The following is a 22,584-nucleotide window of genomic DNA, read 5'->3' on the forward strand; positions in this document are numbered from 1 at the left end:
CGGACTGGGGCGTGACGGAGTTGCAGTCTCGGTGCGACGACGGTCCGTCTGGGCAAATCCTGTGCTGGCCCATCACGCCAAGCTATCGATTTTGGTGGTACCGCCTACCCGGGTTGAACGGGTGACCTCTAGATCCACAATCTAGCGCTCTAACCAACTGAGCTAAGGCGGCATACCAACAACATCAGCGACTTAGGTCAGCAACAGGCGGAAAGTCAATTCCGCGCCGCCGGCCAAATCGCATGCGGGCGGAGCTTTGCGCCGAGTGCCCAAGTCGCCACCCAGAGGGCCTAGTGGCCCCAGGACCGCTCAAATACAGCGCCGGCCGCTCCGAGGCAAGGTCGGCGGGCTGCTTCCCTAGCGCGGCTGGACCTTCTGGGCCGCCTCGCTGACAAGCCGACCCAGGACGTGCGCCTGATGGGCGAATGTCTGCATTTGCTTCTGCGCATAGCGCTGCTGGATCTCGATGTACTCCTTGAGATCGCGGGCGCGGGACAGCTCGCTGGCAAAGGAGAAGCTCGCCTGGATGTTCTGCTCGGCGAACTTGGCGATCTGCGTCTGCATCTCCGCGGCGCCGCTGGTCATCGCGCCCTGCGACGCTGAGAGCGTCTCCTGGACCTTGCGCGCCATGTCGATGAACTGATTGTAGGCGCTGCGAGCCTGCTCGACGTTGCGCTCGGCGAGTTCGCGGACGGCCTCCGGGAACTCGAATTGCGGCTTGTCGGACATCGGGGGATCTCCTCCTGGAGCCAGGATGATTGGCTGACCCGCTCCTGGTTTTCGGGCTGGGAGAGAATATAGCCCGATCTGCCGCCGAGGGGTCGTGAAATGAATGTGGATACCGGACGGCCCGACGTTCGGCTCGTGGACGGAAGCTGTTCGGCGCGCTAACAGATTTGAAGCCTTGGGGTTTCGCCCATGCCAGTAGACGGCCCGCGCGCATCGTTGCCATCGACCCGAGCCGGCCCCGAGAAGGCACTTGCGGGCTGTGTCGATCCCGCGTGGGTCATCGATCCCGCGAGAGGCCGCGTCCTCGCCGCCAATCCCGCCGGTGCCGCGCGCCTGGGCCTTCGACCCGATGCGGCCTCCGGAACGCTGGATGCCGCCATGCCCGGCCTCGTCCGCTTGCGCGCCATGCTGCGCGAGCCGCTCGACGGCGGCCGGCGCGAGCCACTCATCTTCTGGACGGCATACGGCGCGGAAAGCCTGGTCTGCGACGTCGAAGCCGTAGCTGACGCTGCCACTGTGGCCGCGCCTGAGCTCGTGCTCGTCAGTATTGCCTCGGGCGCCCCAAAGCGCGTCGCATCGCCCACCCCCGAGCCGGGGCCCGTGGCGCTGCCGCCCACGATCATCCCCACGGCCGACGACGCGGCGACGATGAGCAAGATCGCCTCGGCCATCCGCAATGGCTTCGCCGGCGGCCGCAGCCAGATGCCGGTGCTGGACGACGACGAGGATGAGCCGGCTCCCTCGACGGCCGCCGATACCGCCGCGCACGTCTCCAAGCTGGCACACGAGCTGCGCACGCCGTTGAGCGCCATCGCTGCCGCCGCGGAGATCATGAAGGATCAGCGCTTCGGCGACATCGGCAACGCGCGCTACCTCGGCTACACGTCCGATATTCACGACAATGCGCGCCACGCCTTGGCGCTCATCAATCGGCTGCTCGGCGGCGAGCCGGAGCTGGAGGACGGCGCCGGACTGCAACCGGCCGACCTCGACCTCAATGCGCTCGCCGACAGCTCGGTCTCGGCACTGCGGCCGCTTGCGGACGAGGCGGGCCTGAAACTCACGCACGAGTTCCACGGCCGTTTGCCGCACGTGACCGCCGACTCCACCACGGTGAAGCAGATCCTCTTCAACCTTCTGAGCAACGCCATCAAGTTCACGCCACGCGGGGGCGACGTACGGGTCGTGACGGGGCTCGGCTTCGATCGCTCGGTGTTCGTCGCCGTGCAGGACACGGGCACCGGCATGAGCGACGAGGCGATAGAGGCCGCTTTGAAGGCAGAAGTTCCCGCCAATCCGCAGCGCAAGGAGGCGGGCGGCCACGGCATCGGTCTGCCGCTCGCGCGTAACCTCGCCGAGGCCAATGGCGCGCGGCTCGAGATCGATAGTGCGCTGAGCGAAGGGACCGCTGTCGCTCTCGTCTTCCCGCGCGACCGTGTCGTGCGTGGAACCCCACTTTCAAATTAGACGATTTCTAATCTATTGGTGCGGCTTCCACTTTTGTTGACTGTGTCCACGCGCGCACGTTAGGGATGACCTATGTGTGGGGCACGCCACTCTCGCCCCGCGGGACAACAGCCGATACCGGGGCCTTGAACCCCGACTATTGGAGCCATCAATGCGGTCACTCAGCGCCATCTTGCGCAACGCGACGTGCGTCGCCGTGCTCGTTCTCGCGAGCACTCCCTTCGCCCAGCCCGCGCACGCCTCGGGCGAGGTCAACATCTACTCGTATCGTGAGCCGGGTCTGATCAATCCGCTGCTCTCGCAATTCTCCAAAGAGACCGGCATCAAGACCAACGTGGTGTTCTCCACCAACGGTCTCATCGAGCGCCTCGCCGCCGAGGGCAAGAACAGCCCCGCCGACCTCCTGCTGACCAACGAGTCAGGCCTCCTGCTGCAGGCGGTCAACGCCGGAGTGACGCAACCGGTGCATTCGGAGGTGCTCGCCAAGACGATCCCGGCCTCGCTGCGCGACGACAAGGACCAGTGGTTCGGCCTCACGCGGCGCGCCCGCGTCGTCTATGCCTCGAAGGATCGGGTGAAGCAGGACGCGATCACCTACGAGGAGCTCGCCGACCCGAAGTGGCGCGGCAAGATTTGCATCCGCTCCGGCCAGCACACCTACAACGTTGCGCTCGTCGCCTCGATGATCGCCCACCACGGCGAAGAGTACACTGAGAAGTGGCTCAACGGCGTGAAGGCCAACCTGGCGCGCCGGCCGGCCGGCGGCGACCGTGAGGCGGTGCGTGACGTGCAGGCCGGCCTTTGCGACATCGCCGTCGGCAACACTTACTATATGGCGGCGATGCTGAAGAACCCGGATCAGAACGCTTGGGCGGATGCCGTGCGCATCATCTTCCCCAACACTGCCGACCGTGGCTCGCACGTCAACGTCTCCGGCATGGCCATGACGGCCAATCCGCCGAACAAGGACAACGCGCTGCGGCTGATGGAATTCCTGGCCTCGCACGAAGCGCAGCAGATCTATGCGGAAGCCAACGGCGAATATCCCGTGGCCGACGACGTTCCCGCTTCGCCGCTCGTCGCGAGCTGGGGACCGCTGAAGGCCGATCGGCTGCCGCTCGCCAAGATTGCCGCTCTGCGCAAGCAGGCTTCCGAACTCATCGACCGTGTTCAATTCGATCAGGGGCCCACAAACTGATGTCTGAGATCGATAGATTCCAGAGAAGCCGCCTGTCCCGCGATTCCGCGATACCGGCGGCCGCCATGTTCCCCGCCGCCGAGCGCCTCGTCGGCGTCGGCTTCCGCTGCTGGCTGCAGGGCTTCCAGACGAGCGACATCGGCTGCTGGGAAGTCGCCTGGCAGGAGGTCTCGCGCGCCGTCGGACCGCGTGCCGCCAAGCCGCTCATGACCGAGCTCGCCTGCTGGGTCCGCGCCGTGCAGGATTCCGCGGAGCGCCGCATCGAAGTCTATCCGGCGCAGTGCCGCCGCTTCTGCCGCGACGAGTGCCTTGCCATCTCCATGGTCGCCGCTTGCCAGCACTCGAGCTGCCCGGCCTTCCGGGCCTGCGCCGTGGCGCTGCTGGGCTCCGACGAGGTCGACGAGGCGATCGAAGGTGCCGACAATTTCGCGCGCTGCCTGCGCGACGCCGGCCAGGTTTTGTCTCCCGGCACCGCGTTCATGGGCGCTGGTCTCGTCACCCCGACGCGCAACCTCTGCTGAGCGCGCGGGGCTAGCCACTGACGGAAGGCATCGCGGCCAATGATCGTCCAGGGCCCCGAGCCGGTATCCGCGGGCCCGCCGCGCCTCCGCGATAGACTGTACGGAATTCTCGGCCACGCGACTGCTTCACTCGTTGCCCACCGCCATACGCGCGCAGTGTCGCCGGCATGGACGGCCATCGTCGCTGCAATCCTCGCGGCCGTTGCACTACCCATCACCACAGTCGTTTGGCTGGCGCTCAATCCTGCCGACAACATCTGGCCGCACCTCGTCTCGACGGTGCTCCCCGGATCGGTGGCGCGGACGCTGCTGCTCTCGGGCGGCGTCGCGACGCTGGCGTTCTTCGTCGGCACGGCAACCGCATGGCTCGTCACCATGTACCGCTTTCCTGGCCGCGAAATCCTCGACCGCCTGCTCGTCCTACCCCTGGCGGTGCCGACCTACATCGTCGCCTACTGCTACGTGGAAATGCTCGATTACGCCGGCCCGGTGCAGACACACCTGCGCGCCGCGTTCGGCTTCACCAGCGTCGGCGACTATTGGTTCCCGCAGGTCCGCTCGCTTCCCGGCGCCATCCTGATACTGACCGCCGTGCTCTATCCTTATGTGTACCTCACGGCGCGGGCGAGCTTTGCTCAGCAGTCGGTGTGCGTGCTCGAGGTGGCGCGCACGCTGGGCCGGACGCCATTGGCGACGTTCGTCGATGTCGCGCTGCCGATCGCCCGCCCGGCCATCGCCGCTGGCGTCGCCATCGTCATCATGGAATGCCTCAACGATCTCGGGGCCGTGCAGTATCTCGGCGTCGATACGCTGTCGGCGAGCATCTATTCCACCTGGGTGCAGCGCTCCAATATCGGAGGCGCGGCGCAGATCGCTACGGTGATGCTGCTACTCGTCGCCGGCCTGTTCGCTGCCGAGCGGACGGCACGTGGTGGAGCACGCAGCCACCACACGACGGGCCGCTATCGCGCCATCCCCTTCCAGGAGATACCCGGCTGGAAAGGGGTAGCGGCGGCGACGCTGGCGGCGCTGCCGTTCGTGTTCGGCTTCGTCGTGCCGCTCATCGTGATCGCGCCCGACGCGGCGACGCATCTCAAGGGCGCGCTGTCGAGCGGCTTCCTCCCGGCAGCCGGCAACAGCCTGCTGCTCGCCACCCTCGCGGCAGCTGCGGCGGTCGCCGTGGCGCTAATCCTCGCCTACGCGCGGCGCGTTGCGCCTGGTCGCTTTGTGCGTAACGCCGGACGCGTTGCGGCACTGGGCTATGCGGTGCCGGGAACCGTGCTCGCCATCGGATTGCTCATCCCGCTCGCCGGCATCGACAACCAGGTCGATGCCCTCACGCGCTCCACTTTCGGGGTGTCGACGGGGCTTCTGCTATCCGGCTCACTCTTCGCCATCACGCTCGCCTACGTGATCCGATTCCTGGCCGTCGCCCTGGCGCCGATCGAAGCCGGCCTCGGCCGCGTGTCGACCAATCTCGACGCCGCTGCACGCACGCTCGGCGAAAGCGCGCTGTCGGTGCTGTGGCGCGTGCACCTACCGCTGCTGGTGCCGCCGCTCGGCGCGGCGGCACTTCTCGTCTTCGTCGACAGCATGAAGGAGCTGCCGGCGACGCTGCTGTTGCGGCCCTTCAACTTCGAGACACTGGCCACGCACGTCTACAGCCTCGCCTCCATCGAGCAGCTGGAGCAAGCTTCGCTCGGCGCGCTCACCATCGTGCTCGTCGGGCTGATCCCGGTGCTGCTGCTGCACGAGGCGATTGCCGGCGGCCGACCGGGAGGCAGCCGCACCAGCGGCTAGTCGATCGGCTCGTCCTCGTCCATCGGGTCGTCCAACACCTCCCGCTCGGGAGAGGCCCGATCAGGAAACTCTTCCGACCAGCCGATGTTGAACAGCGCGTCGCCCATGTTGACGATGGGCAGCGTCGTGCGCCCGATAATGATACCGCGGCGCGGAGAGCTGATCTCGACGGCCGTGTCCTCGTAGGGATTGGCGACGTGGCCGACCGTTTCGCCGACGCTCACTCCGTCGCCGATGCGCTTTGTCGTGCGGAACACGCCGCCTTCCGGCGCGCGCACCCAGCCGGAGGCGTTGATCAAGACCGGCGCCTTCTTATCCGCCGCCGGCATCTCCGCACCTTCGATCGTGTCGAGCATTTCCATCTTCAGCATGACGCCGGTGATGCCGTCGACCCCCGCTCGAATGGCGAACTCGTCGAACCGCAGTCCTTCACCGCCTTCGTAGCTCAGCACGTCGACGCCGGCTTCGCGGGCAGCCTCGCGCAGCGAGCCCGGCCGTTCCTGGCTTTCGAGCATGACCGCAGTTCCAAACGCGCGGCCGAGCTCTTGTACGCGCGGGCGCTTGCGGAAAACACAGCGGATCTGCGGCAGGTTGATGCGGTGGATGGCGGCCGTGTGCAGGTCGATCCCTACTTGCGAGCGCTTGACGATCTCGGTGAGGAAGAGATGCGCTAGGCGTGCGGCCAACGAGCCATTGGCGGAGCCGGGAAACGCGCGATTGAGATCGCGCCGGTCGGGCAGATAGCGCGAGCGGCTGATGAAGCCGAAAACGTTGACCACGGGCACGCACAGCAGCGTGCCGTTGATGCTCTGCGGATCGAGCGTGCGGAGCAGCCGGCGGATGATCTCAACCCCGTTGAGCTCGTCGCCATGGATGGCGGCGGAGACAAACATGGTCGGCCCGGGCTGGGCGCCGTGCAGCACGTGCACGGGCAACGTCACCGGTGCGTGATTAGAAAGCTTCGAAATCGGCAGATCGACCAGCCGCCGCTTGCCGGGTTCGACGGCCAGACCTTCGATGACGAACGGCTGCCTCAATGCGACGCTCCGCTGCTCCGTCCGGTCGATCCCGGCGGAAAGTGCACGAGGGAATCAGCCGGCGCAAGCTGAGCCCCAGTCATCGTGGAGCCTCCGACGAAGCGATGCACACGGATTCTCTTGCATGCTGTGTCCACACCAATCTGCTTGCGCCGCTTGCAAAAGCGTGGGCATCGCGACGCGCCCGTCTCGCCACGGCTCTGCCGCGGGTATAAGAATGGTCCGGCATTAAGAAATTTCGGCGCTAGACGTCGTCGGGGCGTGGTCGCGTCTTGCACCCCGACCGAGCCGCCTTTAAGACTAGAACCTCCGCCGAAGATACCAAGATCGCCCTCTGGTAGCTTTGCGAGTTGATGCTGGATGGCGCGTGCTGAGGCGGCAAGGTCTATGAAACGCCCGAAGCAATCCATGCGACGTTACACCTGGGCGCTTGCCGTACTGTGCTTCCTCGTCATCCTGCTCGCTGCCCCGCTCCTCTTCAGCGATCGCTATAGCCGCATCGCGCTCCAGAGCGGCGCGGTCTTCGCTGCCTCGAACAACTCCTACAGTTTGTCGTCGCCGGTTCGCCTGATGAGCGGTCCGACGATAGAGCTTGAATCCGGAACACTGTCGGTACCGCCGCACCGCACGGGGCTCGCCCGCGGCGGCCAGGTGATCGCCATGCTCATCACGGGCGGGCCGCCGATGACGCTGAATGCCGCCACCTTCACGGCCGACTTCTCCGCGCACGAGCCGACGCTCTCGCGTGACACCTCCGGCAACGACATCGCCCCACTCGTCAAGGCGCTGCAAAAGATGCAGTTCAATGGGCTCGTCGTGCGCGACAGCACGGTGCGGGTGAAGATGGCCGACGGATCGGTTGTCGAGCTGAACAACGTCAACGCCACCATCGATTCAAAACCAAACGGGGCAATCCTCGCATCGGGTTCGTTCGACTTCCACGGAGAGAACGTCAGCTTCGACACCGTGATCGGCGCAAGCCTCGATGCGCAAGGCATGTCGCGCCCTCTCAACGCGTCGTTCAGCGGCGCTCCGCTGACCGCTACGCTGGACGGTAGCTTGATGCTGGGAGAGAACCCGCAGCTGTTGGCGCCGCAAGCGGAGTTCAAGGCGGCAGATCTGCGCGCGGCGGCCCGCTGGCTCGGCGTGAACTGGCCGGGAGAAGAGGGCTTCGGCGCCTTCCGCGCCAAGGGCCAGGTGGAATGGGTCGGCCGCAACATCGCCTTCCAGAACGCTGTCCTCGACTTGGACGACAACAACGCCAACGGCACATTCTCGATCAATTTCGCGGGTGTGCGGCCGACGGTAGAAGGTACGCTCGGCCTCAAGGCGCTCGACCTCACGCAATATTGGAAGAGTGCGGACCCCGCATCGGGAACCGCCGACAGCCTGCTGGCGATGGTCAGGCGCGCGAGCGGCCTTGAGTTTCCGCTGATCCAGGCCATCGATGCCGACTTCCGCATCTCTTCCGACAGCCTGACGCTGCCGGCCACCACGATCGGACGCAGCGCCGCCACGGTCTCCTTGCGCGACGGCAAGATGCTCGCCGACATCGCTGAGCTCGAATTCGAGGACGGTACGCGCGGCGGCGGCCAGATCCGCATCGACATGAGCGGTGCTAATCCGAACTACGGCATGCAAGCCAAGTTCGAGGCAGCCGACGTGGCGCGACCAGCCCAACTCATCTTTGGTCATCCGACCATTCAGGGGCGCGGCGCCATCACCGTAGATCTAAACGCAACCGGCAACACCGGCGAAAGCCTGCTGCAGTCGCTCGACGGCAAGCTATATGTGACGCTGCTGGAGGCCGGTCGCGTCGGCCTCGACATCAACAAGCTCGCCGCACCCGAGAGCCAGCCGCTCACCATCGGAACATGGCAGGACGTGAGCACCAGCGCCATCTCCGTCGACAAGCTCGACGCCCGCTTCACGGTCAGCAAGGGCGTGCTCCGCACGCAAGCGGTCGAGGCGGTCTCGGGTGCACGGGCGCTGCGGGCCAGCGGTACGATCAGCTTGCCCGAGCGAAGCCTCGACATGCAGCTTGCCGTCGGCGACGTGACCAAGCCGGCCACTGAAAGCCCGGAAACGGGAACGACGGTCCTGAAACTGAAGCCGAGCGAGATCATCAGCGTACGCGGGCCGTGGTCGGCACCCGCTGTCAGCACCGGTCCGCCCCTCGACAAGGCCTCTCAGTACGGGCCGCCGAGCCCCGGCTAGGCCATCAGAGCAACCGCCCGATGGCCTCCGCCGCAGCGGCGCGCTCATCGGCGCTCATGTGCAATCCGCACTTCGTCCGCCGCCAGAGGATATCCTCCGGCTGTCGCGCCCATTCATTGTCGCGCAGGTAGACGACCTCGCGCTCGGTGAGGCCGCCGCCGAGCTGCGCGCCCAGCCCGGCAGGGCTCTCCGCCCCATCGAGAACGTCCTCGACAAGCGTGCCGTAGCGACGCGCTAGCCTCCCAAGGAACGCCGCGTCGAAGCCGCGATTGCGCCGGCACATCTCTTTGATGAACCCGGAAAGACCTGCCTGACCAAGATCTCCGCCGGGGAGCGGGGTCGATGCGGTCCACGCCGCCTTCATGCCGGGGAAGTAGGGTTTGAGTTTTGCCAGCGCCGCTTCGGCGAGACGCCGATAGGTGGTGAGCTTGCCGCCGAGTACGGTGAGCAGCGGAGCGCCGTCGGCCTCGCTCAGCTCGAAACGGTAGTCGCGCGACACGGCCGCCGCATGGGCCGACGAGTCGTCCTCGTAGAGAGGGCGCACGCCGGCAAACGTCCAGACGATATCGCCGCGGTTGGGCGGCTCGGCGAAGAACCGGCGCATTACGTCGAGCAGGTAGTCCTGCTCGTCGTCGCCGATCGCCGCGGCTGCCGGATCGCCCGCATACGTGATCTCCGTCGTCCCGATGAGCGTGAAGCGCTCCTCGTAGGGAATGGCGAAGACGACGCGGCCGTCGGGGCTTTGGCAAAGGTAGGCATCGTTGGCGCCGGCGATGCGCGGCACGACGATATGGCTGCCCTTGACCAGACGCAGCGGCGCAGGTTCGACCAGAGTGCCGATGGACCCGCTGACGGCGCGCACCCACGGTCCCGTCGCGTTGACGAGCGCGCGTCCGCGCACCGTCCGCACGCCGTTGTCGCCCTCGACCTCGACAATCCAGACGCTATCCTCGACGCGCGCCGAGCGGAGCTGCATGCGCGTCTTGATCACCGCGCCCCTGTCGGCGGCGGCGCGCGCATTGAGCGCCACGAGCCGCGCGTCGTCGACGCGGCAGTCCCAATAGGCGAAGCCTTGGGTGATATCGCGCGTGAGTGCGTAACCCGCCGGATCGGCGCGCAGGTTCATCGCCGCCGACGCGGGGATTTGCCGCCGTTGGCCGAGGTTGTCGTAAAGGAAGAGCCCGGCGCGCAGCATCAGCGAGGACCGGCCGCCTGCCGTTTGCGGCAGGATGAATCGCTGCGGCCAGATGATGTGACCGGCGTTGGCCAGCAGGACCTCGCGTTCCTGCAGTGCCTCGCGCACCAGCCGGAATTCCATGTGTTCCAGATAGCGCAGGCCGCCGTGGATGAGCTTCGAACTCGCCGAGGACGTTGCCCCCCCGAGATCGGCCTTTTCCACCAGGAGTACGGTGAGGCCGCGTCCGGCGGCATCGGCCGCGATGCCGGCACCATTGATGCCGCCACCGGCAACGACGAGGTCGTAGATCATGCGCGCGACCCTATCACGCCGGAGCTTACGGGGCCGTTTCCGCGGCGCGGCGTCCCGCAGGCGCCAGCAGCGACACGACGACGAGCGTCACGATACTTGCCGGCACGGCCACAAGCGCCGCCGCAAGCCCGCTGATGCCCCACCAGTCGGCTGAGGATCGCGCATATGCCTCCAGTGCCGTCCAGGCCGCGTCCTTCGCTGCTCCAGGCTCGGCGGCCGACCAAGCATCCTTCAGCTCACCGAGGTATTCGAGGCCCGACACACCGGCGTTCGAAAGCACGGCGGTAGCTTCGAAGAACGGCACCGGAAAAACCTGCGGGCCGATAAGGTAGACCAGGGCCACGGCAAGTCCGGCGAGCATCGCCGCAGCAGCACCGTAGCTGCTCGCGCGTCGCCACCAAAGCGCCGCAAACAGCGCCGGGAACAGCGAAGACGCCACAAGCGTGAAGCTCCAAGTTGCGACTTCGACGATGCCGCCGGGATGCGCAACGGCGGCGAACGCGGTCGCAGCGAGCGCCACGGCGGCAACGCCATAAGAGGCGAGGCGCGGCGTGCGCTGCTCGCTGTGCGCATCGGCGTGATTTCCAATGACGGCGCGCACGACCGACGTCAGTGGACCCAGCGCAGCCACCAGAGCCGTTGCCAGCGCCGCCGTCGCCATGACGCCGAGCCAGACACTATCGAGCCCGGTGATTTCGGGTAGCGCGAGCGTCACGATGTCGGGGTCGAGCGCAATGTCCTGCAGGCGCAAGGCAGCGCTCGTGTCGGGCAGTGCCGCGCAAGCCTGCGCAACCGCTGCAGCATCGGTCGCCGCCTGGCCGCAGACGTGCAACATCCCAAGCTTGCCGTAGGTGAACACCCAGGCGGGCAGGTTGGCGATGGGCGTGCGGTCGCCGATCAGCGTGGCGATCTGCAGTTTCGCGTACGCCGCCGCGACCGGCGCGAGCGTGAGCAGGAACGCGACGAAGACGAGCGCCCAAAAAGCCGACCAGCGCACGTCCCGGACCGTGCCGGCGGCCGCGCCCTGCCGGCGCAACAGGCTCGGCAGGGCGGCTACGCCCAGCGCGAGGCCGAGCACGATGCCGGCAAAGTTGAGAGGCGTCAGCGTCAGGAACGCCGTCATCATCGGCTTCATGTAGGCCGGGTCGGCAAGCTCCTGCTCGAGCAGGCTCTCCTCCAGACCCTGCAACTGGGCGAGGGCGTTGCCATAGGCGATCTGCGGCACCGGTAGCCCATACCAGGAAGCCGACAGCATCACGAGCGGCACGAGCACGGCGACAATCAGAATTGGAAAGAGAAGCCCGTCGAGCCCACCGCTGCCCCTGCCGCGCACGATGAAGCAGGCGAAGACGGCAAACGCGCCAACGACGATAGCCAATCCGTAGTCGACACCGAGCAGGCGCGAGCCGATGAGGCCGGTCGCCATCAGCTCGGCGACCAGCAGCGTCAGCATCGATATGCCGACGGCGAGCGCGCAGGCGATGCGGGCAGCACGCCCCGGATAGCGTAGGGCGAAGAGATCGGCGAGCGATTGCGCCCCCGTTTGGGCAAAGCGCGGCGCGACGACGAGTTGCAGCAGCAGGCAACCGGCGCCGAGCCCCAGCGCAAAGGCAAGACCGTCGAAACCCATCGAAAATATTGCGCCGGCGAGCGCCAGAAAGAATGCGCCGGTGACGGTGCCGACCGCGATCGTCAGGCCGCCTATCAGGCTGCCCCAATGCGCACGAACACGCGTTCCCGCGACCGCAAGCAGGGCGGCAATGCCGATGCCGAGCGCCCAGTAGCCGCCGTCGATCCACGTGGCAGCGGCCCCGGCCCTGCCGAAGATGACGAGCACCGCGACGCCGAGCAGGATCGAAACTCCCAAGCCTAGAAACACCGCCAGCGCACGCATGCGCGACGGCTCGGTGCTCGGGGCGTCGAGCGTCATCTCACGGACCCTTGGCGGCACGGCGATCCTGCCAACGCGCCGACAGAAGGCCGATAACGACGAAGGCGATCAGGATGCCCTGCGCCGCCATGAAGTAGCCGAGCGGAAACGCTAGCACATCGACGATGTTCAACGCCGGCACGAGCAACGGCACGACGAACGCGAACAACGCCCACAACGCCAGCGCCACGAACGGGAATCGCTTGGACTGCTCATCGCCAGAGATTGGGGTTGAGATTGGAGTTTCGCGCACTGCGCCCCCGACTCGCTCGTACCAGTGCATGAACCGCATGAACCCGGTACATGTCGCCAGCCTTTGCGACAGTCTCGTGACGCGGACGGCCGCGAGGGAATGGCGGCGTTGAAACTAGAAGGCGGGGCGATACGCTCCCGCATCCCCCCGCCTGGGATCCTCTCCCTAGACTTGGACCCTATTGTTTTTGCATGGCCGACTGAGTGGTCCGCGACTCGTCGGCCCGGGCACCATGGGTGAGACGTCCCCCTGCGTCAAGTGATACCGCCCGGTACAAATTCCTGATGCAGTGCAGCGATTTGCACAACAATCTTGAGCACGCCGCGCCGACTATGAAACCTCGGGCCGGCACTCGGAATCGGACGGCAGTGGATCGCATTGCTGGTTGCCGGTGCAGGTGCGCATGGCGTGCTCGACGCTCGTCGAATAGACGCCGTCGACGGCTCCGAAGTAGAGCCCCTGCGAGCGCAATCCGCACTGGTACATTTTCACGATTGGCGTACCGCCGGCGCGCATGGCCAGGTCGTAGTCGTCGAATGCCGCCTTGGCGTCGCCGAGCGCCTGGCGAATGTGGGCGCGGGTATCGAGCGCGTAGGGGCTGGCGGGAGAGATCTGCAGCGCCTTCTCCACGTCGGCGATGCCATCGCGCGGCCGGCCGAGCTTGTAGTAGGACCAGGCGCGGTTGTTCAGGGCCAGGGGATAGTCGGGGTTGATCTTGAGCGCCTCGTCGTAGTCCTGCAGGGCCTTGTCGAACAGCCCGAGCAGAGAATAGGCGAGCGCCCGCATCCCATGGGCGAGACTGCGCTGCTCCTGGGGCAGACCCGGCGTGTCGATCAGGGTCGAGCACCCGCTGATCCGCCGCTGGTTGTCCTCGCTGAGGCAGTCGAGCATCGGGTCGTCAACCGCCGCCAGCGCAGCGACGCCCAGGAAGCCGAGCATCGCGGCGGCGGCTGCAAAGGTCCGGGCGTAGGCCATTTACGTCCCTCGAAATCAGGCTGCTCTTTGAAACCACAGGAAACGGGGCCTTATCGAGGCGACGACCGAGCCGGTGGCTTCCGGCGGCGCAAAAGGTAATGCCGGGAACCCGCTTAACCCCTTGCCGCCGCCGTGTATGCTAGGGTTGGTCTACTGCAATCTTCGAGTGCGTCCCACGTGAAACAACAGCGCATTCTGCTCATCATCGGCGGCGGGATTGCCGCCTACAAGTGCCTCGACCTGATCCGCCGGCTGCGCGAAGCGGGGGCCAGCGTGCGCGCCGTCATGACGCGGGCGGGGACCCAATTCGTGACGCCGCTATCGGTCGGCGCGCTGACCAACGAGCGGGTGTTTACCGACCTGTTCGACCTCGACGACGAGCAGGAGATCGGCCATATCCGCCTGTCGCGCGACGCCGACCTGTTGATCGTCGCGCCGGCGACCGCCGACCTCATCGCCAAGATGGCCGGCGGCCACGCCGACGATCTCGCCTCGACGGTATTGCTGGCGACGGACAAGCCGGTGCTCGTGGTTCCGGCCATGAACCGGCGCATGTGGCTCAACCCCGCGACGCAGCGCAACGTCGCGCAGTTGCGCGCCGACGGCATGTATTTCGTCGGTCCCAACACCGGCGAGATGGCCGAACGCGACGAGGCCGGTCCCGGACGCCTCGCCGAGGTGCCGGAGATCATCGTCGCCGCCAACAAGATCCTCGCCGAGCGTCGCAGCACGCCGGTGGCGCGCCTCATCAAGCGACCGCTGCTCGGCCGGCATGTGCTCGTCACCAGCGGCCCGACGCATGAGCCTATTGATCCCGTGCGCTACATCGCCAACCGCTCGTCCGGCAAACAGGGCCACGCGATCGCCCGCGCCGCCGCCGGGCTTGGCGCCCGCGTGACGCTCGTCACCGGGCCGGTGGCGCTGCCCGATCCGCAGGGGGTCGACGTCGTGCATGTCGAGACGGCGCAGGAGATGTTCCGCGCCGTGGAGCGCAACCTGCCGGCCGACGTCGCGGTGTTCGCCGCGGCCGTCGCCGATTGGCGGACAGCTGCCGAGGCGCAGCAGAAGCTCAAGAAGTCGGGCGACAAACCCAGCCTCGACCTCGTCGAGAACCCGGACATCCTGGGCAACGTCGGCAAGCTGCGCTCCGGCCGGCCACTTCTCGTCATCGGCTTTGCCGCCGAGACGGCCAACGTCGCCGGCGAAGCCGCGAGGAAGCGCAAGTCGAAAGGCGCCGACTGGATCGTCGCCAACGACGTGTCGGCGCCCACAGGAACCTTCGGCGGCGATTCCAACACCGTGCGCCTCGTCACCGCGGATAGCGCCGAGGACTGGCCACCGCTGAGCAAGGACGAGGTGGCGCTGCGCCTCATGCAGCGCGCCGCCGAGCACCTGGGTCGCGGCGCGGCGGCTGCCGAATGACCACAGCGCGTCGACCGGGAAAAAGCGGCGCCGGCGTCCGCGTCGGTGTGGTGCGCCTTGCCCACGGCCGCAGCCTGCCGCTTCCCGCCTATCAGACGAAAGGCGCCGCCGGCCTCGACTTGCTCGCCGCCCTCGATGTGCAAGCTCCGATGACGCTGGCGCCCGGCGCACGGGTGCTCGTACCCACGGGACTGATCATCGAGCTGCCACCCGGCTACGAGGCGCAGGTGCGCCCGCGCTCGGGTCTTGCGCTGAACTACGGCGTCACCGTGCTCAACAGCCCGGGCACCATCGACTGCGACTACCGCGGTGAGGTGCGCGTCATCCTCGCCAACCTCGGGCAGGCGCCGTTCGAGATTCGCCGCGGCGAGCGCATCGCTCAGCTCGTCGTCAGTCCGGTCACGCACGCGGAGCTGATCGAGGTGATCGCGGTCACGGAAACCGCGCGTGGCGCGGGCGGATTCGGCTCGACCGGCAAGAGTGGCGCCAAAGAGAATGAGCGATCTCGCAAAGCGGTGCCGGAAAAGAAATCCATCCCATCGCCCGCCAGCGGCTCAAAAAAAACGCGTTCAGCAAAGGCGGGCGCCCGCAATCGCTGATCGCCAGGTCACCTTGACAGCGTCGGCCTTTCGCCCAACGTGCCATCGCAGCCGCCGATGAGACCATTGGCCGCGGCACTCGATCCCGCTCGGCCGCATGACACGAGGCACACCCCGATGAACGACACCCCGCAGATTAAGACGCTTGCCGCCACCCAGACCTGGGGCCGTGGCCGCGTCTACGATTCGATTGCCGAGACTATCGGGCACACGCCGCTCGTCCGCCTGTCGAAGATCGCGCACGCCGCCAAGGTGAAGGCCGACATTCTCCTGAAGCTCGAGTTCTTCAATCCGCTCTCGTCGGTGAAGGATCGTATCGGCGTCGCCATGATCGATGCCCTGGAAGCCGACGGGAAGATCACGCCGGGCCGCACGGTGCTCATCGAGCCGACGTCGGGCAACACCGGCATCGGCCTCGCCTTCGTCGCGGCGGCGCGCGGCTATCGGCTCATCCTGGTGATGCCGGAAACGATGTCGATGGAACGGCGCAAGATCCTCACCCATCTCGGCGCCGAGCTCGAGCTGACGCCCGGCCCCGGCGGCATGCCCACCGCGGTCGAGCGCGCCAACGAGCTCGCCAAAACCATCCCCGGTGCAGTGATCCCGGGCCAATTCGACAACCCGGCCAACCCGCTCGTGCACGAGAAAACCACGGCGGAAGAGATCTGGAACGACACGAAGGGTAAAGTCGACGCCATCGTCATCGGCGTCGGCACCGGCGGCACGCTCACCGGCGTCGCGCGCGTCCTGAAGCCGCGCAAGCCGGACCTGAAGATCATCGCGGTCGAACCGACGACGAGCCCGGTGCTCTCCGGCAAGCCGCGCGGCCCGCACAAAATCCAAGGCATCGGCGCCGGTTTTATTCCATCGATCCTCGACACCGGACTGATCGACGAGATCGTCACCGTGTCGAGCGAGCAGGCGTTCGAGGTGTCGCGCCTCGTCGCCAAGGTGGAAGGCATTCCCGGCGGCATCTCCACCGGCGCCAACGTTGCTGCCGCATTGTCGGTCGCGGAGCGACCGGAATACGTCGGCAAGACGATTGTCACCTTCGCGCCGTCGTCGGCCGAGCGCTATTACACCAGCGATCTCTTCCTCGATCCGAGCAAGCCGACTTGAGGTGAGCGTCGATAGCTTACGAGCCCGGCGTCGAAACGGCGGGCTCGTAAGCTCTCATCCGGATTCGCATCTCGATTTTGCAATCGCGTGATTCAATACAGGAAGTCTTTCACGCAGCGAATGCGCTGCCTGGTTCGCCGCCGACAATCTTTCAGACGATCAATTCGTCATAGCGAATGAAAGCGCACGCTGCGGCTAATTATTGCTTGCGACAGCGCTCTCGCAGAACCTAAATCCTTCCGCAGCGAGCAACTCGCAAACTTATTCCATTGATACGGGCGTGACGACAACGCCCGCCGATCAAACAGCGTGGCCATCGACGGCCGCGCGCGATGAGGCATGTTCAGGAGGGATCCGTTATGGCGGAGGAAGGCGAAGGTCGCGGCACGTTGGCCGAAGGCGCAGCAAGGCAATTAGCCAACGCTACGAAAACGAGAGCGCAATGGGGCGGCATCACCCCGCGCTGGCTCATTCCCTTCATGCCGTGGACCCCCGTCGAGGCCGGCATCTACCGTCTCAACAAGGTCAAGGAAACGCGCGGCGCGACCTCGGCCAAGTCTCTCGACGTGGAGTGCAGCCCGCCGCGCGACCGCGACGCCGACCTGCCCGAAACCTTCGTCGACTATGACGAGAACCCGCGCGAGTACTTCCTCAACGCGGTGACCACCGTGCTCGACGTGCAGACGCGCGTCTCGGACCTCTACAGCCACCCCTTCGACCAGATCCAGGAGCAGCTGCGTCTGCTCATCGAGAAGGTGAAGGAGCGGCAAGAGAGCGAGCTCATCAACAACAAAGAATACGGCCTGATCGCCAACACGGCGCCGTCGATGCGCATCTCGACGCGCTCGGGCGCGCCGACGCCGGACGATCTCGACGAGCTGATCGCCAAGGTGTGGAAGGAGCCGTCGTTCTTCCTCGCGCATCCGCGCGCCATCGCCGCGTTCGGCCGCGAGTGCACGCGCCGCGGCGTGCCGCCGCCGACGGTGACGCTGTTCGGCTCGCCGTTCCTGACCTGGCGCGGCCTGCCGCTGGTGCCGTCCGACAAGGTGCCGCTGACCAACAACGGCAAGTCGAAGATCCTCTTGCTGCGCACCGGCGAGAAGAAGCAGGGCGTTGTCGGCCTGTTCCAGCCGGGCGTTCCGGGCGAGGTTTCGCCCAGTCTGTCGGTGCGCTTCATGGGCATCGACCGGCGCGCCATCGCCTCCTACCTGATCTCGCTCTATTGCTCGCTCGCCGTCCATACGGAAGACGCACTCGGCGTGCTCGATGATGTTGAGGTGGGTAAGTACCATGACTATCCGGCAGCCAAGTAACGTGACGGACGCGCCAGCAGCCGCGGCACAAGCGGCAACCCCCGGAGCCGGCGAGGCGGCGCGCTATGCGCCGGCCGCCGACCTGCCGGACGCCGCCACCATCGCGCGCATGGCGAACGCGTTCTACGCATCGCCGCCGTCGGCGCCAGTGCCGGGACCGGGCGCGGCGCTGCCGTCGGCGCCTGTGTTCGCCGCCGAGCCGATGTATAACTCGGTGCCGGGCGTTCCGGCGCTGCAGTTGCCGCTGTCGCCGAACCTCAATCCCGGACTGCCGCCGATGCCGATCCCCGCATCGGGTGCGGCGCAACCGTCGGCGCCAGTGTTCGCGGGCGAGCCGATGCTGGTGCAGGCGCAGTCGGCGCCGACGCCGGGCATTGCCCCGCAACAGGGCGGCAAGCCGGAGCCGGCGATGACGCTTATGCCATCGGTAGGTCTGCCCGCCGCGCCGCTGCCGGTCGGCGGTGCGCCTGCGGTGCCAGCGCCTCCGCGCGGCATGGCGAGCGACCCCGATTTTGCCTCGCTGCCCTATTCGCTGGGGGGCGCACTGTCGCTCATTCCGAGCTTCGCGGATGCGCCGTCACCGTATGCTGCCAGCGCGCTGCACGGTCCGGCGATGGGCTCCGCCGTGCCCAGCGACAATTATTCGTTCCTCGATCGCAGCGCGGCACCTGCCTATGATCCGTCGCCACGCTCAGGCGTCGGCGCGACCCCCACCGCCGCGGCGCCGGTCGCCTCCAGCCCGGCCCTGCCGTTTGCGCTCGACGTGTCGGTGCTCGACTTGAGCGGGCTCGGCTATCAGCACAGCCCTAATCTCGGCACCCCGGCTGCCGGCATCACCGGCGTGCGCGCGTTCGATCCCTACGCGATCCGCCGCGACTTCCCCATCCTGCAGCAGAACGTCAACGGGCGCCCGCTCGTATGGCTCGACAACGGTGCCACGACGCAGAAGCCGCAGAGTGTGATCGATCGCCTCGTTTATTTCTACGAGAACGAGAACTCGAACATCCACCGCGGCGCGCACACTCTGGCGGCGCGGTCCACCGACGCCTACGAGGCGGCGCGCGCCAAGGTACGTGCGTTCATCAACGCGCCGTCACCGGACAGCATCATCTTCGTGCGCGGCACGACGGAGGGCATCAACCTCATCGCCAAGGCGTGGGGCGGACGCAACGTCAAGGAAGGCGACGAGATCGTCATCACGCATCTCGAGCACCACGCCAACATCGTGCCCTGGCAGCAGCTCGCCGCCGAAAAGGGCGCCGTGCTGAAGGTGGCGCCGGTGGACAACACCGGGCAGATCATCCTCGAGGAATACGAGAAGCTGTTCACGCCGCGCACGCGCATCGCCTCGCTGAGCCAGGTGTCGAATGCGCTCGGCACGATCACGCCGGTCGCCGAGATGGTGGCGATCGCGCATCGTCACGGGGCGATCGCCATCGTCGACGGCGCGCAGTCGGTCTCGCACATGCCGATCGACGTGCAGGCACTCGACGCCGACTTCTTCGTGTTCTCCGGGCACAAGATGTTCGCCCCGACCGGCATTGGCGCGGTGTATGGCCGTCCGAGCATCCTGGAAACGATGCCGCCGTGGCAGGGCGGCGGCAACATGATCCAGGACGTCACCTTCGAGAAGACGACGTTCCACGGGCCGCCGGCGCGCTTCGAGGCGGGCACGGGCAACATCGCCGACGCGGTGGGCCTCGGTGCGGCGATCGACTACCTGATGAGCATCGGGATGAGCAACATCGCCGCCTACGAGCACGAGCTGCTCGGCTACATGACGCAAGGGCTGCTCAGCGTGCCTGGCCTGCGCCTCATCGGCACGGCGCACGAGAAGGCAGGCGTCGCCTCGTTCGTGCTCGATGAATGCCGCTCCGAGGACGTGGGCAAGGCGCTGGCGCAGGAGGGCATCGCGGTCCGCTCCGGCCACCACTGCGCGCAGCCGATCCTGCGCCGCTTCGGGCTCGAGGCAACGGTGCGGCCGTCGCTGGCGCTTTACAATACGACGGACGACGTCGACGCGCTCATCGCCACGCTGTTGCGCATCCAGACCGGCCGCGGCCGGCGCGGCCTATAGGAATGCGACGCGGGCGAGCCATCGCCCGCGTCCCTCCGAACGAAAATAAGCAAAGCTGATTTTCTTCGTTCCCGCTTTCCAAGCGCGGTGGCTATCTACCGCGCCTTACTGGGATCGAGGGGAACCGACCGATGGCACTTGCCAGCACTTTCCTACGCACAATCGCGCCGCGCCGCATCGTGATCGCCACGCTGCTCATGACGGGCGGCGCCGGTGCTTCGCTCGCCGCCGAGCCGACGACGCTGCTCAACGCGTCTTACGATGTCTCGCGCGAGCTCTATAAGGACATCAACGACGCGTTTGCCGCCGACTGGAAGAAGAAAACCGGCGAGACGGTCACCATCAACCAGTCGCACGGCGGCTCGACGAAACAGGCGCTCGCCGTGGCCAATGGCCTGGAAGCCGACGTCGTAACCTTCAACCAGGCACCCGACGTCGAGGTGCTCGTGAAGCCCGGCCTCGTCTCGGCCGACTGGCGCAAGCAGTTTCCCAACAACGCCGCGCCTTACGCGTCGACCAGCATCTTCCTCGTCCGCAAGGGGAACCCCAAGGGCATCAAGGACTGGGACGATCTCGCCAAGCCGGGGATCGAGGTGATCGTTCCCAACCCAAAGACGTCGGGCAACGGCCGCTATACCTATCTCGCCGCCTGGGGCTATGCGCTCAAGAAGACGGGCAACGAGGCCGGTGCCAAGGAATTCGTCGGCAAGCTGTTCGCCAACGTGCCGGTGCTCGACGGCGGCGGCCGCGGCGCAACCACCACTTTCACGCAGCGGGACAAGGGCGACGTGCTCGTCACCTTCGAGAACGAGGCGGCGCTGATCGGCAAGGAGTTCGGCGCCGACAAGTTCGACGTCGTCTATCCGAAGGTCAGCATCATCGCCGAGCCGCCGGTCGCGGTCGTCAACACGGTTGCCGACAAGCGCGGCAGTCGCAAGCTGGCCGAGGCTTACCTGAACTTCCTCTACTCGCCGGAAGGCCAGGCGATCATCGCCAAGCACCACCTGCGTCCGCGCGACGAGGCGGTGCTGAAGGCGAACGCCGCACAGTTTCCCGCGATCGAGACGTTCTCTGTCGAGGATCTGCTGGGCGGCTGGGACGCCGTGCAGAAGCAGCACTTCGCCGACGGCGCCAACTACGATCAGATTGCGATCAAGCAGTAGCGCCACACGCGGCGACGCGTGGGGCTCCGAGGGCTTGTCCTCCTCGGGGCCCCTTTTTTGCGCCACGAAGCCGACACGGCGAAAGCCCGCGCGCGCCACGCGTGCATCGACCTCGGGCCGCAAATCACGCGTATGAGCACAGCCCTATTCGGTTATTTTCCGGAAAGGGTGTTGTCATGCAAATCGTTGCGATCACTGCAATAAGCCTCGCCACTCTCGGAATTGCCCTCGCTCTCCCGCGCGCCAGCTTGGCGGATTCCGAACCCGTGATCAGCGGCCCGCACGTCCACGACAATCTCGCCGTCTATTTCGTGCACGGTGAAAGCGCGCCCGGACCCGTGCCGCTCACCCTGCAGGAGGCGCTCGGTAAGGGCAGCGTGCGCGTCATCGAAACGGGCGAGGTCAACGAGCTGAAGGTCGAGAACACGGGCGACGAGGACGTGTTCATCCAGGCCGGCGACATCGTCAAAGGCGGCAAGCAGGACCGTGTGCTGACGCTGAGCTTCGTGCTGCCGCCGAAGTCGGGTGAGATCGGGCTTGCCGCATTCTGCGTCGAGCAGGGGCGCTGGTCGGCTCGCGGCATCGAGGACGTCAAGGCATTCGCCAGCGCCCGCGAGGCGATGCCGTCGCGCAAGGCCAAGCTGGTCATGGCGCGGCGTCCGACGGCAGCCGCGACGGAGGAATCGGCCGACGATGCCCGCGCCGCCGATACCTATGCGAGCCAGCGCGAGGTCTGGGCCTCCGTCGCCAGCACGCAGGAGAAGCTTTCGGGCCGCCTGAACGAGACGGTCACCGCGTCGGTTTCGGAGTCGAGCCTGCAATTATCGCTGGAGAACGAAAAGCTGCAGAAAGAGCGCGCCCGCTACGTCGACGCCCTGCAGAAGGCGGGCGAAACCAGCGGCGACATCGTCGGCTACGTGCTGGCGATCAACGGCCGCGTGGTCAGCGCCGACGTCTACCCGTCGAACGGCCTGTTCCGGAAGATGTGGGACAAGCAGCTCGCGGCCGGCGTGACGGAAGCGATCGGCGAGGCCGACGGCAAGACCGTTTCCGCTCCAGGCAAGGACGCAGCGGCTGCCTTCCTCACGACCGCCTCTTCGCCGCAAGCGCACGAGGAGGTCGTTAACGACTTGTCGCGCCGGGCGGTGCGGGAGGCCGACGAGGCCGTCTTCGTGGAGGCCAAGCGCGGCAACGGCAGCTGGGTGCACCGTAATTACCTTGCCAAGTAAATGACGCGTCCGGCGGCGGATAGCGGGTCCGCCGCCGCTGACGAGC

At 66.6% G+C, this 22,584-nt stretch carries 18 protein-coding genes and 1 tRNA gene; 12 read left to right on the top strand and 7 right to left on the bottom strand.

Annotated elements, in window-relative coordinates:
• Window positions 1–95: 95 nt before the first annotated feature.
• Both GIW81_RS09480 and GIW81_RS09485 read right to left on the bottom strand, forming a co-directional pair.
• A tRNA-His gene (locus tag GIW81_RS09480) sits at window positions 96–172 on the bottom strand.
• 185 nt (window positions 173–357) lie between these two features.
• A complete protein-coding gene (locus tag GIW81_RS09485; RefSeq protein WP_154738971.1) occupies window positions 358–729 on the bottom strand; it encodes a phasin family protein in 372 nt (123 codons plus the stop codon).
• Window positions 730–918: 189 nt separating this feature from the next.
• Between GIW81_RS09485 and GIW81_RS09490 the strand changes: the two genes are divergently transcribed.
• The 4 genes from GIW81_RS09490 (at window position 919) to GIW81_RS09505 (ending at window position 5,715) form a co-directional block, all read left to right on the top strand.
• Complete coding sequence (locus GIW81_RS09490) at window positions 919–2,196, top strand: sensor histidine kinase (RefSeq protein WP_154738972.1); 1,278 nt, start codon at window positions 919–921, stop codon at window positions 2,194–2,196.
• Between the two features lie 151 nt (window positions 2,197–2,347).
• The gene (locus tag GIW81_RS09495) at window positions 2,348–3,394 is read left to right on the top strand and encodes a Fe(3+) ABC transporter substrate-binding protein (RefSeq protein WP_154738973.1); all 1,047 of its coding nucleotides are present in this window, start codon (window positions 2,348–2,350) and stop codon (window positions 3,392–3,394) included.
• Window positions 3,395–3,459: 65 nt separating this feature from the next.
• Entirely contained in the window at window positions 3,460–3,915 is a 456-nt protein-coding gene (locus GIW81_RS09500; protein ID WP_154738974.1) for a hypothetical protein, read from the top strand.
• A gap of 39 nt (window positions 3,916–3,954) precedes the next feature.
• Entirely contained in the window at window positions 3,955–5,715 is a 1,761-nt protein-coding gene (locus tag GIW81_RS09505; protein WP_154738975.1) for an ABC transporter permease, read from the top strand.
• On the opposite strand, the gene GIW81_RS09510 is transcribed toward GIW81_RS09505, so the two are convergent.
• Entirely contained in the window at window positions 5,712–6,752 is a 1,041-nt protein-coding gene (locus GIW81_RS09510) for a succinylglutamate desuccinylase/aspartoacylase family protein (protein WP_154738976.1), read from the bottom strand. The genes GIW81_RS09505 and GIW81_RS09510 overlap by 4 nt on opposite strands.
• A gap of 408 nt (window positions 6,753–7,160) precedes the next feature.
• Between GIW81_RS09510 and GIW81_RS09515 the strand changes: the two genes are divergently transcribed.
• Window positions 7,161–8,969, top strand: a complete 1,809-nt coding sequence (locus tag GIW81_RS09515) for an AsmA family protein (protein WP_195930495.1) — start codon at window positions 7,161–7,163, stop codon at window positions 8,967–8,969.
• A gap of 4 nt (window positions 8,970–8,973) precedes the next feature.
• On the opposite strand, the gene glpD is transcribed toward GIW81_RS09515, so the two are convergent.
• From glpD to GIW81_RS09535, 4 genes are all read right to left on the bottom strand, one after another.
• Window positions 8,974–10,458, bottom strand: a complete 1,485-nt coding sequence (gene glpD / locus GIW81_RS09520) for a glycerol-3-phosphate dehydrogenase (RefSeq protein ID WP_154738978.1) — start codon at window positions 10,456–10,458, stop codon at window positions 8,974–8,976.
• Window positions 10,459–10,483: 25 nt separating this feature from the next.
• Window positions 10,484–12,388 (bottom strand): sodium:solute symporter family transporter, encoded by a 1,905-nt coding sequence (locus GIW81_RS09525; protein WP_154738979.1) that lies wholly within the window; start codon window positions 12,386–12,388, stop codon window positions 10,484–10,486.
• A gap of 1 nt (window position 12,389) precedes the next feature.
• Entirely contained in the window at window positions 12,390–12,680 is a 291-nt protein-coding gene (locus tag GIW81_RS19220) for a DUF4212 domain-containing protein (protein ID WP_324614948.1), read from the bottom strand.
• A gap of 291 nt (window positions 12,681–12,971) precedes the next feature.
• The gene (locus GIW81_RS09535; RefSeq protein ID WP_154738980.1) at window positions 12,972–13,616 is read right to left on the bottom strand and encodes a tetratricopeptide repeat protein; all 645 of its coding nucleotides are present in this window, start codon (window positions 13,614–13,616) and stop codon (window positions 12,972–12,974) included.
• Window positions 13,617–13,793: 177 nt separating this feature from the next.
• Here GIW81_RS09535 and coaBC point away from each other — a divergent pair, with 177 nt between their 5' ends.
• The 7 genes from coaBC (at window position 13,794) to GIW81_RS09570 (ending at window position 22,538) form a co-directional block, all read left to right on the top strand.
• Window positions 13,794–15,038, top strand: coding sequence for a bifunctional phosphopantothenoylcysteine decarboxylase/phosphopantothenate--cysteine ligase CoaBC (gene coaBC / locus GIW81_RS09540; RefSeq protein ID WP_324614949.1), 1,245 nt, complete (start codon window positions 13,794–13,796; stop codon window positions 15,036–15,038).
• The gene (gene dut, locus GIW81_RS09545; RefSeq protein WP_154738981.1) at window positions 15,035–15,637 is read left to right on the top strand and encodes a dUTP diphosphatase; all 603 of its coding nucleotides are present in this window, start codon (window positions 15,035–15,037) and stop codon (window positions 15,635–15,637) included. The genes coaBC and dut overlap by 4 nt, the downstream gene beginning before the upstream one ends.
• 117 nt (window positions 15,638–15,754) lie before the next feature.
• Window positions 15,755–16,756 (top strand): cysteine synthase A, encoded by a 1,002-nt coding sequence (gene cysK / locus GIW81_RS09550; protein WP_154738982.1) that lies wholly within the window; start codon window positions 15,755–15,757, stop codon window positions 16,754–16,756.
• 359 nt (window positions 16,757–17,115) lie between these two features.
• Window positions 17,116–18,069, top strand: a complete 954-nt coding sequence (locus GIW81_RS09555; RefSeq protein WP_154738983.1) for a family 2A encapsulin nanocompartment shell protein — start codon at window positions 17,116–17,118, stop codon at window positions 18,067–18,069.
• On the top strand, window positions 18,047–20,146 hold the full coding sequence (locus tag GIW81_RS09560; RefSeq protein WP_154738984.1) for a family 2A encapsulin nanocompartment cargo protein cysteine desulfurase: 2,100 nt from the start codon (window positions 18,047–18,049) through the stop codon (window positions 20,144–20,146). Before GIW81_RS09555 ends, GIW81_RS09560 begins: the two co-directional genes overlap by 23 nt.
• A gap of 131 nt (window positions 20,147–20,277) precedes the next feature.
• Window positions 20,278–21,309: a sulfate ABC transporter substrate-binding protein gene (locus tag GIW81_RS09565; RefSeq protein ID WP_324614950.1), complete on the top strand. Its 1,032-nt coding sequence runs from the start codon at window positions 20,278–20,280 to the stop codon at window positions 21,307–21,309.
• A 176-nt stretch (window positions 21,310–21,485) separates the two neighbouring features.
• Window positions 21,486–22,538 (top strand): ARPP-1 family domain-containing protein, encoded by a 1,053-nt coding sequence (locus tag GIW81_RS09570; RefSeq protein ID WP_154738985.1) that lies wholly within the window; start codon window positions 21,486–21,488, stop codon window positions 22,536–22,538.
• The last annotated feature ends 46 nt before the right edge of the window (window positions 22,539–22,584 follow it).

Origin of the sequence: Hyphomicrobium album (assembly GCF_009708035.1) — a bacterium.
Taxonomy (GTDB): Bacteria; Pseudomonadota; Alphaproteobacteria; order Rhizobiales; family Hyphomicrobiaceae; genus Hyphomicrobium_A; species Hyphomicrobium_A album.